The organism is Agrobacterium vaccinii (assembly GCF_021310995.1).
Taxonomy (GTDB): domain Bacteria; phylum Pseudomonadota; class Alphaproteobacteria; order Rhizobiales; family Rhizobiaceae; genus Agrobacterium; species Agrobacterium vaccinii.
In genome coordinates this window covers 396,372-410,129 of sequence record NZ_CP054150.1, presented here as the reverse complement: position 1 = coordinate 410,129, position 13,758 = coordinate 396,372, and the positions used below count along the sequence as shown (strand labels likewise).

Genomic DNA, 13,758 nt, shown 5'->3' with positions numbered 1-13,758 from the left:
ATGGGGCCAGACGACGCAGCCCACCCGGTGCAGATGCAGCTGGAGGCCTATAACGCCTGCGACATCGACGCGTTCATGCCGTGGTGGGCTGACGATTGCGAGTATTACGTTTTTCCCGATCAACTCGTCGCCAGCAGCGCCGAGGAGATTCGCGAGAGACACGTCGAGCGCTTCAAAGAGCCAAACCTGCACGGCAAGCTGCTGCATCGCATCGTGATGGGCAACACCGTGGTCGACCATGAAACGGTCATACGTACGTTTGCGGACGGCCCCGGCGAGTTGGACGTCATCTGCATCTACGAGATCGCGGACGGCAAGATTGCCAAGGCGTGGTTCAAAATCAGCACGCCCAGGCTTCACGGCTGAGCTTAAGGACTACCAGGCCCGGATATCGAGCTTGCGGTCGCGGTGCGCCGGGTGTGTGCTGAACACGAAAATGCGGTCCATGTCCTTCTTGCTCAAAAGGTGCAGGAAGCGAACGTGGATCGTGTTGTTGGGATTGACCTTCAACAACACGCAACCAATCTTGGTGATGCGGGCGTCTGGAATATCCAGATAGAATTGCTTCGGCAGATTGTACTGCGTCATCAGCGCAAGGATCGCTTCCGAATACGAAATCTTGATGACGTCACAGCGGCGCGACGCCATGTTCATCACGGCCTTTTCGGTATATTCGATCCGCGCGGCATTCATCGTATCTTCCATTTTGAAACGACCTTCCCGGTCGTACATGAAAGATTCTTCCTTGCTGAGATAGGTGGGTTTACCGATGTCCGCCCGGGCGTTCACTGCCATCATCCTTTTTGTTATTTTTCACGGATAAAGACTAGCCAGAACTCCTTAAGAATTCCTGTTGCCGTTTCGATATGAAACACATACGAAATCTTGCTGTGGATAATTCAACTTCATCACCGCCTACGCAACGTCACGCGGCTTAACCTGTTGATAAAATTCAATTTTGTACAAATGTTATGGATAATAGCAATTTGGAACGGCTCATCTTTATCGTTAACAAGCCGTTCCGCAAGCGTTTTTAGCGGCGATATGTCTGCCCGTTCGCATCAAAGAGATGCAGCTTTTCAGCGGGTGCGGAGAAGCGCAAAGTCTGACCTTTTTTGGCCTGCGCGATGCCGGGTATCTTGACGATGATCGGCTCCTGTCCGGCAGGTGCCTCGAGGTACAAAAGCGTCACTTCGCCGAGTGCCTCCACGATGGAAACCTTGCCCTCGAACAGATAGTCGTCACCCGTCGAAATCGACAGGTCTTCGGGCCTCACGCCAAAGGCTGCGGCCTTGCCTTCTTCGCCGGCAGCCGTCGCAATCGGGACGATGAGCGATTTGCCATAGGCAAGCGCGAGCGCCGTCTGCGCACCCGTGGTCGTCACTTTGCCAGAGATGATGTTCATGGCCGGAGAGCCGATGAACTTCGCCACGAACAGATTGGCGGGGTTTTCGTAAAGATCGAGCGGTGCACCGACCTGCTCGACCCGACCGCCGTTCAGCACGACGATGCGGTCGGCCAGCGTCATGGCCTCGACCTGATCGTGGGTGACGTAGATCATCGTGGTATCGGCCATCTGTTCGGACAGCTTGGCGATCTCGATGCGCGTTGCAACACGCAGGGCAGCATCGAGGTTTGACAGGGGTTCATCGAACAGGAAGACCTTCGGATTGCGGCAGATGGCGCGACCGATGGCAACACGCTGGCGCTGACCGCCGGACAGCGCTTTCGGCAGACGCTCCAGATATTGCGTCAGTTGCAGGATATCGGCGGCGGCACGCACGCGGCGGTCGATCTCCTGTTTGTTTTCCTTGGCGATCTTCATGCCGAAGGCCATGTTGTCGTAGACGGTCATATGCGGATAGAGCGCATAGGACTGGAACACCATGGCGATGCCGCGCCGCGAGGGCGGGATTTCGTTGACCAGCTGGCCATCGATATACATCTCGCCGCCGGTGATCTCTTCCAGCCCGGCAATCATGCGCAGCAGCGTGGATTTGCCGCAGCCGGACGGGCCGACAAAGACGATGAACTCGCCCTGTTTGATGTCGAGATCGATACCGTGCAGGACTTTGACCTGCCCGTAGGATTTGCGGATATCCTTCAGAATAACGCCAGTCATGCGGTGTCCTCCCTCAATCTTCAGGCGTGGCGGGCGAAGAAAGCGCCCCATGCCGGTAATGTAACCTCGTTGCCGCTCTGCTCTGCGGTAAAGCCGTGACCGTCCAGAACCTGCCAGTCACCATCCGGCAGTGTCGCCACCGAAGGTTCTGCCGAGAGGTTGAAGAGGCACAGCACCGTCTCGTTGCCGAGCGTGCGCGTATAGCTCGACACCGTGCCGACCACCGGCTGGAACTCGATCTTGCCCTTGGCAAAGGCCGGATGCAGTTTGCGGAACGTCAGGAAGCGGCGATAATGCTCCAGCACCGATGTCTCGTCGCCCTGTTGGGCGCTGACGGCACGCTTTTTATGCTCCGGCGGAATGGGAAGCCAGCCCTTTTCGGCGGTCGAGAAGCCTGCCAGCGCATGGCCCGCATCCCAGACCATCGGTGTGCGGCAACCATCACGGCCCTTGAATTCCGGCCAGAACTGAATGCCGTAGGGGTCCTGCAAATCTTCAAAGGCGATATCGGCTTCGGTCAGGCCAAGCTCTTCGCCTTCATAGATGCAGACAGAGCCGCGCTGTGTCATCAGCAGTGCCGCCAAAACCTTGGCGAAAGCGTCCTTGTCTTCCACCACATCGCCCCAACGGCTGATATGACGCACGACGTCATGGTTGGAGAACGCCCAGCAGGCCCATCCCTCGGGTGCAGCTTGGGCAAATTCCGCCTGCACATCGGCCACGCGTTGCGGTGTCAGCGCGTCTGGGGCCAGAAATTCGAAGGCATAGCACATCTGCATCTTGTCATCGCCGGAGGTGTATTCGCCAACGATTTCGAGACCGCGCTGGCTGTCGCCGACTTCGCCAACGGCTGCGATATCCGGGAACTCATCCAGCACGGCGCGGAAACGCTTGAGGAAGGCGATATTCTCAGGGCGGTTCTTGTCGTAGATGTGTTCCTGAAAATTATAGGGGTTCACGGCAGGTGCGGTAGACGCATTACGGCGCTCCGGTGCCAGCGCCGGGTTGTTGCGCAACTCCTTGTCGTGGAAATAGAAGTTGATGGTATCCAGACGGAAGCCATCGACGCCGCGCTCCAGCCAGAAGCGGGTGATGTTCAGCAGTTCCTGCTGCACCTCTTCATTGTGCAGATTGAGGTCGGGCTGCGAAGTGAGGAAGTTGTGCATGTAATATTGCATGCGCGTCGGGTCCCACTGCCAGCCGGAACCGCCGAAGATGGACAGCCAATTGTTGGGCGGCGTACCATCCGGCTTGCCATCGCTCCACACATACCAGTCCGCCTTGGGGTTCTGGCGGCTGGAGCGGCTTTGCACGAACCATGGATGCTGATCTGACGTGTGCGACAGGACGAGGTCGATCATCACCCGAACACCGAGGCGGTGGGCTTCGGCGATCAGGCCATCGAAATCCGCCAGTGTGCCGAACATGGGGTCGACATCGACGTAGTTGGAGACGTCGTAGCCGAAATCCTTCATGGGCGAGGTGAAGAAGGGCGAAATCCAGATCGCGTCCGCGCCGAGCTTTGCGATGTGTTCCAGGCGCGAGGTGATGCCCTTGAGGTCACCAATGCCATCGCCATTGGAATCCTGATAGGAGCGCGGGTAGATCTGGTAGATCACGGCGCCGCGCCACCAATCCTTATCGCGCACGAGAGCAGAAGACGTCATTGCAGTATCCTGTGTGGTATGGGCATTCATGGATGTATCAGCCTCCCTTGACCGAGCCTGTCAGCAGGCCGCGCACAAGGTAACGTTGGAGAGCGAAGAAAACGCAGAGCGGCACGATGATGGTGACGAAGGCCGATGCTGTGAGGATTTCCCAGTTGCCGCCGCGCGAACCGAGCAGCGCATTCAGGGCACCCGTCAGCACCAGTTCGTCCTTCTGTGTGCCGAGGAACACCATGGCGACCAGAAGGTCGTTCCATGTCCATAGGAACTGGAAGATCGAAAAGGATGCTAGCGCCGGGAACGACAGCGGCAGGATGATCTTGACGAAGATTTCGAAATCGCTGGCGCCATCGACACGCGCGCTTTCGATGATCTCTTTCGGCAAACCGGCGATGTAGTTGCGCAGCAGGTAGATGGCGAGCGGCAGGCCGAAAGCGGTGTGCGCCAACCATATGCCTGCATAGGTCTTGGATGGCACGCCGAACACGTTGCCGATCCAGTTATAGAGCTGCAAGAGCGGAATGAGCGACATTTGCAAGGGCACGACGATGAGGCCGACGACCATGGCAATCATCAACGAGCGACCGGTAAACTTCATCCATGACAGCGCGTAGGCCGCAAAGGCCGCGATGAGAATCGGGATGACGGTGGCCGGAATGGCAACAGTTAGCGAGTTAACGAAGGACTGGCCAATCCCCTCAGAGGTGAGCACCGTGCGATAGTTGTCGAGTGTGAAGATCGGCGGCGTGGCCACGGCAAGATAGACGCGCTTGGCACGAGAGCCTTCGAAGCTCGCATTCTTGCTATATTGATAGGTGCCGTCTTCGTTGATGACGAGGCTTTCGCCATCGCCCAGATCAGCCGTTGTGCCAGCCTCGAAAGCAGCCGGTTCATGCACGCGCACTCCGAAGGCGGAAATCTTGCCACCGGCGCCATTCTCGAAGACGTTGCCAGCGATGACGAAACGATCGCCTTCTTGGCGTTGCGTTGCCGGGTCGGCAAGACGTGACGCCTGCGTTTGGCTGGAGCTGGAAAATGCCGTCCACCAGCCGGAAACCACGAGCTGGTCCTTGTCACGCAGAGAGCTCACGAGAATGCCGAGTGTCGGCAGAAGCCAGAGCAGCACGACAAAGAGAACGCTGATGTGGACGATGAGGCGTGGCAGGCCGACGCGGCGAATGCGGGTTGCGATGCTCATATCAGCGGCCCTCCATTTCGCTGTTGGCCTGACGGATGTTCCAGATCATGATCGGCGTGACCGCTGCCATGATGACGAGTGCAATGACGGCGCTGCGTCCGCTATCGCCGCCACCACGGAACATCCAGTCGAACATGAGGTTGGCGAGAACCATGGTGTTCCACTGGCCGTTGGTCATGGTCAGAACGATATCGAAGACCTTGAGAACGAGAATGGTGATGGTCGTCCAGACCACGGCGATGGTGCCCCAAATCTGCGGCACGAGGATTTTCCAGAAGATTTGCCAGCCATTGGCACCATCGATGACAGCCGCCTCGACGGTTTCCTCGGGAATGCCGCGCAGGGCCGCCGACAGGATGACCATGGCAAAGCCGGTCTGGATCCAGATGAGGATGACCATGAGAAAGAAGTTGTTCCAGAAGGGTATGGAAATCCACACCTCCGGGTTACCGCCAAAGAACTCAACGATGGCGTTCAGAAGGCCGATCTGCACCTGCCCCTCACCCCGATATTCATAGATGAACTTCCAGATGACCGAGGCGCCGACGAAGGAAATGGCCATGGGCATGAAGACGATGGACTTGGCAATGTTGCCCCACCAGATGCGGTCGGTCATGACGGCGATGACCAGGCCAAAAAAGGTGCAGGCGGCGGGCACGACGGCAAGCCAGAGGATGTTGTTGAAAATCGACTGGCGGAAACCCGCGTCGAAAAACGCCCAGCGGTAGTTTGCGAGACCAACGAAATTATCACCGGTTCTGTCATGGAACGACAGGATGAAGGTCGCGATGACGGGATAGACGAGATAGACGGTGAGCAGCAGCAGCGCCGGACCGACGAAGAGCCAAGGCCGAACGGCCGCGCGCCGGTTCAGGTTGCGGGAGGCGTGAATGACGTCGCCATCCTTCAGCGGGAAGATGAATTGCAGCGCCTTGTCCGAAAGCCAGTAATAGGCGGCGCAGGCGAAGACGCCGACGATCATCACGCCGAGCGCCGAAACGATCTGGGTAATCATGTTCCCTCCCCGTTATTCCGTCTGTGCCTGAAGACGCGCAATGGCTGCCATGCAGGCTCCTGCAAAGAACGGCCCGGCAATGGCTTCCCACTGCCGGGCGGAGTATTTGCTTATTTCAGGCCGTCCCAGGCCTTTTGAATGTCGTCGCCCACCTGCTGCGCAGACTTGCCGCCGACGAAATCGACCATGCCGGTCCAGAAGGCGCCAGCACCGATCTTGCCGGGCATCAGGTCCGAACCATCGAAGCCGAAGCTGGTCGCCCCGGTCAGAATTTGTCCCTGACGTTTGGTCTGCTCGCTGGCATAGGTATCGAGGTTGACGTTCTTGTAGGGCGTCAGGAAGCCGGACTGTGCCATCCAGACTTCATGGGCAATCGGCGTCTTCAGGAATTCGACGAAGGCGCGTGCAGCCTTGGAATCCTTGGTGATGGTGAACAGCGTTCCCGCACCCAGAACCGGCTTTCCAAGCTCTGGCTTGGAGGCAAATGTCGGCATGTAGAAGAAATCAACGTCCGTTCCGACCTTCGTGCCCTCAGGGAAGAAGGATGGAATGAACGATGCCTGGCGATGCAGGTAGCACTTCGGCGGAATGTCGAAGAGACCCTTGGGGCTATCGCGGAAGTCGGTGGAGGCAACGGCCGCAACGCCACCCGAGACATATTTGTCGTTCTTGGCGAATTTGCCAAATTCCTCGATGGCTGCGACCACGCGTGGGTCGTTGAACTTCACTTCGTTCGTCGTCCACTTCAGGTAGACATCAAGCGGCTGGGTGCGCAGCATGAAGTCTTCGACCCAGTCGGTGCCCGGCCAGCCCGTGGCACCACCGGAACCAAGACCGATGCACCACGGCGTGCCACCATCGGCGACGATCTGATCGGAAAGCTTGACGAGGTCTTCCACGCTTTCTGGAACCTTGTAGCCTGCTTCTTCGAAGTTTTCAGGCACGTACCAGACCAGCGACTTCACGTCGGCTTTGAACGGAAATGCGAAATAGGCCTTCTGCCCATCCTTGCCGGGGTACATGCCCAGATCGACCCAGGACTGGCCCGCGCCGTAATTTTCCTTGACCCAATTCGCCGTCTCATCGCCCAGCGGCGTCAGCAGACCCTTGGCAGCGAGGTCGGCCAGAAGGCCGGGCTGCGGCAAGATCGCGACATTGGGAGGGGAGCCAGCCTGCGTGTCGATGACGATCTGCTGTTCGTAGTTCTCAGAGGAGGAGTAGCGCACGTTGACGCCGGTCGCTTCGCCGAAATAAGCCAGAACCGACTGGAACAGCGCCTCGTCTTCACCACGCCATGGTCCGAAGATCGTCAGCGTTTCGCCCTTCAGGCTGGCATTGGCAGCCTTGTAGTCTTCGTAGCTTTTCCAGTTGAACTTGGCGTCTTCGCCGGGCTTGAATTTGAGCTCCGCCGCAAAGGCCGCTCCCGACAGAAATGTGGCGATGGCCACGGTCGTCCAGAAAGTCTTTTTCATGTGATTTTCCTCCCATCACATTGTCAGGCTATCACCCGCAAAAAATCTTCAAAGCGCTTTGGCTGCCTATTCATCTCATTGAGATGGAACAGGAGTCAAGACCTCTGCGCAACTATGACGGCTTATGTCCGTCTACCGCAGCGCAATAAAATGATTGTGCGGTAGAAAATATCACTTTCCAATTGTGACCATCCATAAGAATTGCTAATCTCCAAAGCGGTTTGGGAACTCCTTTGGCGAATAAAGGTTCCAAGGGTGGAGATTGAAAAGGAGGGCTGCGCTATATGAACCTAAAGCAATTGTCGCAGCTGCTCGGCATTTCCCAGACCACCATTAGCCGCGCGCTCAATGGTTATCCCGAGGTCAACGCCGAGACACGTCGCAGGATCATCGAGGCCGCACAGAAAACCGGTTACAGACCCAACGCCGCCGCCCAGCGCTTGGCAACCGGCAAGATGGGGTCCATCGGCCTGGTCATGCCGACCGGGCCGGAGCATCAGTCCGACGTGCATTTCGGCGAGTTTTTGAGCGGGCTTGGCGAGGCATCCGCCCGCAACGGCTTCCACCTCGTCATCATGCCGACCGATCCGGCGGATGAGGAAGAGGCCTTGCGGGAGCTCGCCGCAAGCGGCAGCGTCGATGGCATCTACCTCGCTTATATGAAGAAGAACGATCCGCGCATCGCCATGATGCAGAACCTGTCGATCCCCTTCATGGTGCATGGCCGTTCGTGGGGCGTGGAAACGGACTACCCCTATCTCGACGTCGACAACGAGACGGCGTTTCGCGATGCGACCTCGCTTCTCTTACAACTCGGCCACCGCAACATTGCGCTGCTGAATGGCCCCGAAGGTTACGACTTCACCTTCCGACGCCAGCGCGGCGTGGCGGCGGCGCTTGGCGAACATGGCGGCGTTCTAAACCCTGACAATGTCAGCCACAGCTTCATGAGCGACGAAGCCGGTTACGTGAAGATGGAGGCGCTGCTGTCGCGCACAGATCGGCCCACCGCGGTCATCTGCGCCTCTACGGCTCTGGCACTGGGCGCTGTCAGGGCACTCAATCAACGGGGCTTGAAACCCGGCAAGGATATATCGGTCATCGCCCATGACGACGTGTTGCCGCTGCTGAAACCCGTCAATTTTTCCGTGCCGCTCACCACCACCCGGTCATCCTTGCGGGCGGCAGGCGCGCGGATTGCCGAGCGGCTGATCGGCCAGATCAAGAGCGGCAAAAAGGACAGCCTTCAAGAGTTGTGGAAGGCTGAACTCGTGGTGCGCGGATCGACTGGCCCGGCACAAGGCTGAGCCTTATTCTGCCGTCTTATCAGAATGTCGGTGCGGGTTTTCCAAGCGCGCGGTGTGCGGCAATGACCGTATTGGCCATCAGCATCGCAATCGTCATCGGCCCAACGCCGCCCGGAACGGGTGTGATGGCTGCGGCGACGGTGCTCGCCTCATCATAGGCGACATCTCCCACCAGACGCGATTTGCCCTCGCCCTTCTCAGGTGCGGGAATACGGTTGATGCCGACATCGATGACCGTCGCACCTGGCTTGATCCAGTCGGCCTTGACCATCTGCGGACGGCCAACGGCGGCGACCAGAATATCGGCATTGCGGCAAACGTCGGCCAGATTCTTGGTGCGCGAATGGGCCATCGTCACGGTCGCATTTGCGTTGAGCAGCAATTGCCCCATCGGCTTGCCGAACAGGTTGGAACGACCGATGACCACGGCGTTGAGGCCGGAAAGGTCATCACCATGAATGCTGCGAACCAGAAGCATCGAACCGGCAGGCGTACAGGAAATCAGTCCTGTTGCCATATCGCCGGTCGCCAGTTTCCCGGCATTGACGAAGCTCAGCCCGTCCACGTCCTTTTCAGGCAGAATGGACTGGATGACGGGATCGGCATCAAGATGTTTCGGCAGCGGCAATTGCACCAGAATACCGTGGATGGACGCATCCGCATTCAAGGCGGCGACCAGCGCTTCAAGCTCGGCCTGCGTGGTGTCTTCCGCCAGCGTGTGCTGGACGGAATTGAAGCCGCATTCCTTGGCCGTCTTGCTCTTGGAGTTCACATAGGCATGGCTGGCCGGGTCGTTGCCGACGATCACAACTGCAAGTCCGGGTTTGACGCCCGTCTGTTGCTCCAGACGTTCCGCCGCCTCGCGAACGGTTGCCGTAACAGATGCCGCCTTCGCCTTGCCGTCGATTACCACTGCCATATGCCTGCCTCCTTAGAACAAGATAGCTGTCTATCGCCCTAATGCTGCGAGGCCTGTGGGAATGCAAGGGAAAAGATGAAATCAGGCGTGACCGCGGTCGCGCTCTTCCTGCGCAAGTTCATGAAGACGTTCGCGAAGGATAACCAGTTCCTGACGCAATGCCCGCAGTTCTGCCGTCTCGGCCTGCGGATGTTCCGCCTTGCCTGCCAGAGCCGCAGCCAGCAACGGCGGCAGCTTGAAGACCGGCGCGGCGCTTTCGGTTGGCGTCGCAGGCACGGCGTTGCGCATCAGCACCTGCCGCACCCGCTGGTCGAGCGGCATGTCGTTTGCGGGCTGTTCATGGTCCGTATCGAAAGCTGGAAGCTCGTGTTCCATGGTCTCGGCGACGTCTTCGACCAAGAGAGGGCGCTCGGGCTCAATTTCACCCTTGGAAGGTGCCAAATCCTCGAAGATGCCGGGCTCGATTGCTGCAACAGGCGCCGCCTCGACTTCGATCTCGTCAGCAATGGCAACAACATCAGGCTCGAACTCCACGATGGTTTCGGCCTGCTCTTCGCTGTCTTGCCTGCGCTTGAAGCTGAGGATCAAAAGCGACATCAGCAAACCGGCGGCACCGCCAGCCAGAGCCATGGCGGTTGCGGTAAAGCTGTCGTAGTTGGCCACGCCCGGCTGCGCTGCATCGGAAACGGCAGCACTGATGCGGGGCGAGGGCGAGAAGGTGCCAGCGGCCTGACTAGAGATGATGTAATTGCTGCGTGCCTTTTCGAGCGCCGTTTCAAGCCGTGCGAGATCAGCGGGCGCGTCACCCATGGCCTGCAACTGGCTGTCAAGATCGGCACGGACGCTGGCATGCGCATCGAGTGCGGCTTTCACCGTCGTTTTTTCCTGCGCCAGCGCTTCACGCACCCGGCGCAAGGCAGGCATGGCGGTGGCGCGTGCGGCGTCCAGCGTGGTCTGGGCCGCAATGGTGCGCGGATGTTTCGGGCCGTGATCGACGCTGACGTCGGCCAAGGCCAGCTTTGCCGTCGTATAGCTCTGGCGGATGGTCTCTAGCGGCGAAAACTCCGCCATTGCAGGCAAGGTGCGGCTCAACACATCGTCAAGTTTCATCGAGGTCGCCGACGACAGGGCGTCGCCAAGCTCGCGGTCACGGGCGGCAAGCGTCGCGGTTGTCGCTTCCTCTTCGCGGATGTTCTGCTGCAAGCCCTGAATGCGGGATACGGCGTCATTGCCATGCCGCATCTGGAAGCCGGTCAGCGCCGCCTCGGCACTGTCGAGAGCCACGCGCGCCGTCTCGACGGCCTGAAGCTGCGGATCGTGTCGCTCGGCGCCGATTTCCCTGACGACGCGGATGGCGAGATAGTCGGCAATCCGCTGTGATGCGTCCGCCGTGGCTGCGGTGACGTCGATGTCGATCTCGTCGCTCGCAGGCGCAGCCGAAATCCTCACTGCGTTCTTCAATGCCGTTTCGGTGGCACCGGCAAGTGTGGTGATGTCCTGTCCGCCGCCCGCCAATAGGTCCATGATGATCGAGAGGTAGCCCGGCGCTTGAGTGCCGGTCAGGTCCTGCGGCTGCAGTTTCATCTCCGACACCATCAAGCCGAGCATCATCGGCGACAGCAATGTCTCCTGCAAATGAACTGCAAGGCGCTGTATGCCCGGTGCGTTGGCGCGCGGGTTGGAAATCTTGACACTGGCCTCCGAGACATAGCCCTGAAGGCCCGGGTTGAGCAGTATGCCCGGCAAGAAAAGACCGGACGCCGTCAACGAGACGACAACACCCGCAGACAGCAGAGAGTGGCGCAGGGACGCTGGCCCCAGCTTGCTGCGAAGCACGGTCCAATTTGGCAGGCCGAGTCTTTTGCTCTCAAAAACCATTGCGAACCCATGGGGTTACAGCGTGTCCAGGTCGGAATTCCGCTGGTGTAAATATAAACGAACCCTAAAGCGACAAGGCAAACAAATGGTTAATAGCGGCCAAAACAGCACAGACAGGCTGCATTTCCGAACCTGCTCAAGAAAGCCCCTGCCGGTAAGTCCCGCGCAAGATTGTCGACCTAAACCGGGGACAAGTTAAACACGGAGAATTGTCATGCAGCCGATTCAGCTCTTCTCGCTGGCATCCCGGCAGGCCGAATGGCTTTCTGTGCGTCAAGAAGTCGTCGCCAGCAACATCGCAAATGCCAACACGCCCAAGTTTCGTGCCAAGGACATCGTTCCTTTCGACACGGAATTGCAGTCGGTCGGCATGCAGATGGCACGTACCAATGCAGCGCACATGGAACTGGCAGTTACCGGTGCTGGCAAGATCGGCCTGACGGACGCGCCTCTGGCCAATGAAATCGGCATGCAGGAATCCGGCAACTCCGTTTCCCTTTCGACCGAAATGGCGAAAACGGGCGAGATCAAGCGTCAGTATGACCTGAACACGCAGCTCGTTCGCTCCTTTCACAACATGATGTTGACCGCGGTGGGCAAATAAAAATGGACAGTCTTTCGTCTTCAATGAAGATCGCAGGCAGCGGGATGGAAGCCCAGGCCACGCGCCTGCGCATCGTCTCGGAAAATATCGCCAACTCTCGCACCACGGGCGACACCCCCGGTGCCGATCCCTATCGCCGCAAGACGATTACCTTTGCAACGGAAATGGACCGCGCTACCCAGACGAATCTCGTAGAGGTCAAGAAGCTGGGCGTCGACCGTTCCGATTTCACGCAGGAATACGATCCAGACAGCCCGGCCGCCGATGCAAAAGGCATGGTCAAGCTTCCGAACGTCAACATGCTGATCGAGATGGCCGACCTTCGCGAAGCCAACCGCAGCTACGACGCCAATCTTCAGGTCATCAAGCAGACCCGCGACCTGATCAGCTCCACCATCGACTTACTGAAGGGTTAGTGATGATCGACTCAATTAGCAGCCTGAAATCACTGACGGGCAATTCCGCAATGGACAGCATCAAAGGTGTGTCGTCCAGCCTCGGCTCGCTCGCCGAAAGCGCCGTCTCTACCGCCGCAACCGTTGCCACCGGCCCGACCTTTGCCAGCGTGCTGGGCGGCGTGGCAACCGATGCCATCGATTCCCTGAAAAAGGGTGAAGCGATGTCCTTTGCCGGCATTCAGGGCAAGGCCGACACGCGTGAAGTGGTGGATGCCGTCATGCAGGCGGACCAGACACTCAAGACCGCGGTTGCGCTGCGAGACAAGATCGTCTCGGCCTATCTCGACATCGTGAAAATGCAGATTTGACGCTGAAGGACATAAAAAATGAGAGCACTAGCCATCGCAGCGACGGGCATGGATGCCCAGCAGACAAACCTTGAGGTCATCGCGAACAACATCGCGAACATCAACACGACCGCGTTCAAGCGCGGCCGCGCCGAGTTTACCGACCTTTTGTACCAGACGGAACGCGCACAGGGCGTGATGAACCGTGCCAACCAGTCCGTGGTGCCGGAAGGCGCCAATATCGGTCTGGGTGTGCAGACATCCGCCGTTCGCAAGCTGCACATTCAGGGCGAAATTTCCCAGACCAGCAACGACCTCGACGTTGCAATCGTCGGCAAGGGCTGGCTTCAGGTCGATGGCCCCGATGGCAACACGCTCTACACACGTGCTGGCGCCCTGAACAAGGATTCGACCGGACGTCTTGTGACGATCGATGGTTACGGCGTTCAGCCTAACATCACCATCCCGACCGACGCGACGCAGGTCACGATCAGCACGGATGGTATCGTATCGGCCCGCATCGGCACGGCTGAAACCCTGACGGAACTCGGCCAGTTGAACCTCAGCAACTTCGCCAACGAAGCGGGTCTGAAGCCACTGGGCGACAACCTGTTTTCGCAGACGGAAGCATCCGGCAATCCCGTAACGGCGACACCGCAGACTGTAGGCTTCGGTTACATCAAGCAGGGTTACCTCGAAAGCTCGAACGTCGATTCCGTCAAGGAAATCACCGACCTCATTTCCGCGCAGCGCGCCTATGAAATGAACTCCAAGGTCATCACCACCGCCGACGAGATGGCAACGATCGTCAGCCAGAACCTGAAGTAACGC

14 protein-coding genes are annotated in these 13,758 nt (G+C 58.6%); 6 read left to right on the top strand and 8 right to left on the bottom strand.

The features are described from left to right. Positions 1-366 (top strand): nuclear transport factor 2 family protein, encoded by a 366-nt coding sequence (locus HRR99_RS01995; RefSeq protein WP_233122563.1) that lies wholly within the window; start codon positions 1-3, stop codon positions 364-366. A 9-nt stretch (positions 367-375) separates the two neighbouring features. Here HRR99_RS01995 and HRR99_RS01990 read toward each other — a convergent pair whose 3' ends face one another. The 6 genes from HRR99_RS01990 to HRR99_RS01965 form a co-directional block, all read right to left on the bottom strand. Beyond that, positions 376-732, bottom strand: a complete 357-nt coding sequence (locus HRR99_RS01990) for a hypothetical protein (RefSeq protein ID WP_162694688.1) — start codon at positions 730-732, stop codon at positions 376-378. A 301-nt stretch (positions 733-1,033) separates the two neighbouring features. Next, the gene (locus tag HRR99_RS01985) at positions 1,034-2,122 is read right to left on the bottom strand and encodes an ABC transporter ATP-binding protein (RefSeq protein ID WP_233122562.1); all 1,089 of its coding nucleotides are present in this window, start codon (positions 2,120-2,122) and stop codon (positions 1,034-1,036) included. 20 nt (positions 2,123-2,142) lie between these two features. Continuing rightward, positions 2,143-3,819, bottom strand: a complete 1,677-nt coding sequence (gene bglA / locus HRR99_RS01980; protein ID WP_233122561.1) for a beta-galactosidase BglA — start codon at positions 3,817-3,819, stop codon at positions 2,143-2,145. A 7-nt stretch (positions 3,820-3,826) separates the two neighbouring features. Continuing rightward, on the bottom strand, positions 3,827-4,987 hold the full coding sequence (locus tag HRR99_RS01975; protein ID WP_233122560.1) for a carbohydrate ABC transporter permease: 1,161 nt from the start codon (positions 4,985-4,987) through the stop codon (positions 3,827-3,829). A gap of 1 nt (position 4,988) precedes the next feature. Then, on the bottom strand, positions 4,989-6,002 hold the full coding sequence (locus HRR99_RS01970; RefSeq protein WP_233122559.1) for a carbohydrate ABC transporter permease: 1,014 nt from the start codon (positions 6,000-6,002) through the stop codon (positions 4,989-4,991). Positions 6,003-6,112: 110 nt separating this feature from the next. Further along, a complete protein-coding gene (locus tag HRR99_RS01965) occupies positions 6,113-7,474 on the bottom strand; it encodes an ABC transporter substrate-binding protein (RefSeq protein ID WP_233122558.1) in 1,362 nt (453 codons plus the stop codon). 284 nt (positions 7,475-7,758) lie between these two features. Between HRR99_RS01965 and HRR99_RS01960 the strand changes: the two genes are divergently transcribed. Then, entirely contained in the window at positions 7,759-8,781 is a 1,023-nt protein-coding gene (locus HRR99_RS01960; protein WP_233122557.1) for a substrate-binding domain-containing protein, read from the top strand. Between the two features lie 19 nt (positions 8,782-8,800). Here HRR99_RS01960 and folD read toward each other — a convergent pair whose 3' ends face one another. Further along, the gene (folD, locus tag HRR99_RS01955) at positions 8,801-9,700 is read right to left on the bottom strand and encodes a bifunctional methylenetetrahydrofolate dehydrogenase/methenyltetrahydrofolate cyclohydrolase FolD (RefSeq protein ID WP_233122556.1); all 900 of its coding nucleotides are present in this window, start codon (positions 9,698-9,700) and stop codon (positions 8,801-8,803) included. Between the two features lie 81 nt (positions 9,701-9,781). After that, entirely contained in the window at positions 9,782-11,578 is a 1,797-nt protein-coding gene (locus HRR99_RS01950) for a GumC domain-containing protein (protein ID WP_233122555.1), read from the bottom strand. A 214-nt stretch (positions 11,579-11,792) separates the two neighbouring features. On the opposite strand from HRR99_RS01950, the gene flgB reads away from it, so the two are divergent. From flgB to flgG, 4 genes are read left to right on the top strand one after another with little or no spacing between them, the layout of a single operon-like run. Further along, positions 11,793-12,182: a flagellar basal body rod protein FlgB gene (gene flgB / locus HRR99_RS01945; RefSeq protein ID WP_111840883.1), complete on the top strand. Its 390-nt coding sequence runs from the start codon at positions 11,793-11,795 to the stop codon at positions 12,180-12,182. Positions 12,183-12,184: 2 nt separating this feature from the next. Next, positions 12,185-12,598 (top strand): flagellar basal body rod protein FlgC, encoded by a 414-nt coding sequence (gene flgC / locus HRR99_RS01940; RefSeq protein WP_111840882.1) that lies wholly within the window; start codon positions 12,185-12,187, stop codon positions 12,596-12,598. 2 nt (positions 12,599-12,600) lie between these two features. Further along, positions 12,601-12,948 carry a flagellar hook-basal body complex protein FliE gene (gene fliE / locus HRR99_RS01935; protein ID WP_111840881.1) on the top strand — a complete coding sequence of 116 codons (348 nt, stop codon included), beginning with the start codon at positions 12,601-12,603 and terminating at the stop codon, positions 12,946-12,948. Positions 12,949-12,966: 18 nt separating this feature from the next. Then, entirely contained in the window at positions 12,967-13,755 is a 789-nt protein-coding gene (gene flgG, locus HRR99_RS01930; protein WP_111840880.1) for a flagellar basal-body rod protein FlgG, read from the top strand. Positions 13,756-13,758 lie beyond the last annotated feature (3 nt).

Bases quoted from the DNA above. Each gene is read 5' to 3' on its own strand.
- HRR99_RS01995 (WP_233122563.1), top strand. From the start codon at position 1: ATGGGGCCAGACGACGCAGCCCACCCGGTGCAGATGCAGCTGGAGGCC.
- HRR99_RS01990 (WP_162694688.1), bottom strand. From the start codon at position 732: ATGTACGACCGGGAAGGTCGTTTCAAAATGGAAGATACGATGAATGCC.
- HRR99_RS01970 (WP_233122559.1), bottom strand. From the start codon at position 6,002: ATGATTACCCAGATCGTTTCGGCGCTCGGCGTGATGATCGTCGGCGTC.
- HRR99_RS01965 (WP_233122558.1), bottom strand. From the start codon at position 7,474: ATGAAAAAGACTTTCTGGACGACCGTGGCCATCGCCACATTTCTGTCG.
- fliE (WP_111840881.1), top strand. From the start codon at position 12,601: ATGATCGACTCAATTAGCAGCCTGAAATCACTGACGGGCAATTCCGCA.
- flgC (WP_111840882.1), top strand. From the start codon at position 12,185: ATGGACAGTCTTTCGTCTTCAATGAAGATCGCAGGCAGCGGGATGGAA.
- HRR99_RS01985 (WP_233122562.1), bottom strand. From the start codon at position 2,122: ATGACTGGCGTTATTCTGAAGGATATCCGCAAATCCTACGGGCAGGTC.
- flgB (WP_111840883.1), top strand. From the start codon at position 11,793: ATGCAGCCGATTCAGCTCTTCTCGCTGGCATCCCGGCAGGCCGAATGG.
- flgG (WP_111840880.1), top strand. From the start codon at position 12,967: ATGAGAGCACTAGCCATCGCAGCGACGGGCATGGATGCCCAGCAGACA.
- HRR99_RS01975 (WP_233122560.1), bottom strand. From the start codon at position 4,987: ATGAGCATCGCAACCCGCATTCGCCGCGTCGGCCTGCCACGCCTCATC.
- HRR99_RS01960 (WP_233122557.1), top strand. From the start codon at position 7,759: ATGAACCTAAAGCAATTGTCGCAGCTGCTCGGCATTTCCCAGACCACC.
- folD (WP_233122556.1), bottom strand. From the start codon at position 9,700: ATGGCAGTGGTAATCGACGGCAAGGCGAAGGCGGCATCTGTTACGGCA.
- HRR99_RS01950 (WP_233122555.1), bottom strand. From the start codon at position 11,578: ATGGTTTTTGAGAGCAAAAGACTCGGCCTGCCAAATTGGACCGTGCTT.
- bglA (WP_233122561.1), bottom strand. From the start codon at position 3,819: ATGAATGCCCATACCACACAGGATACTGCAATGACGTCTTCTGCTCTC.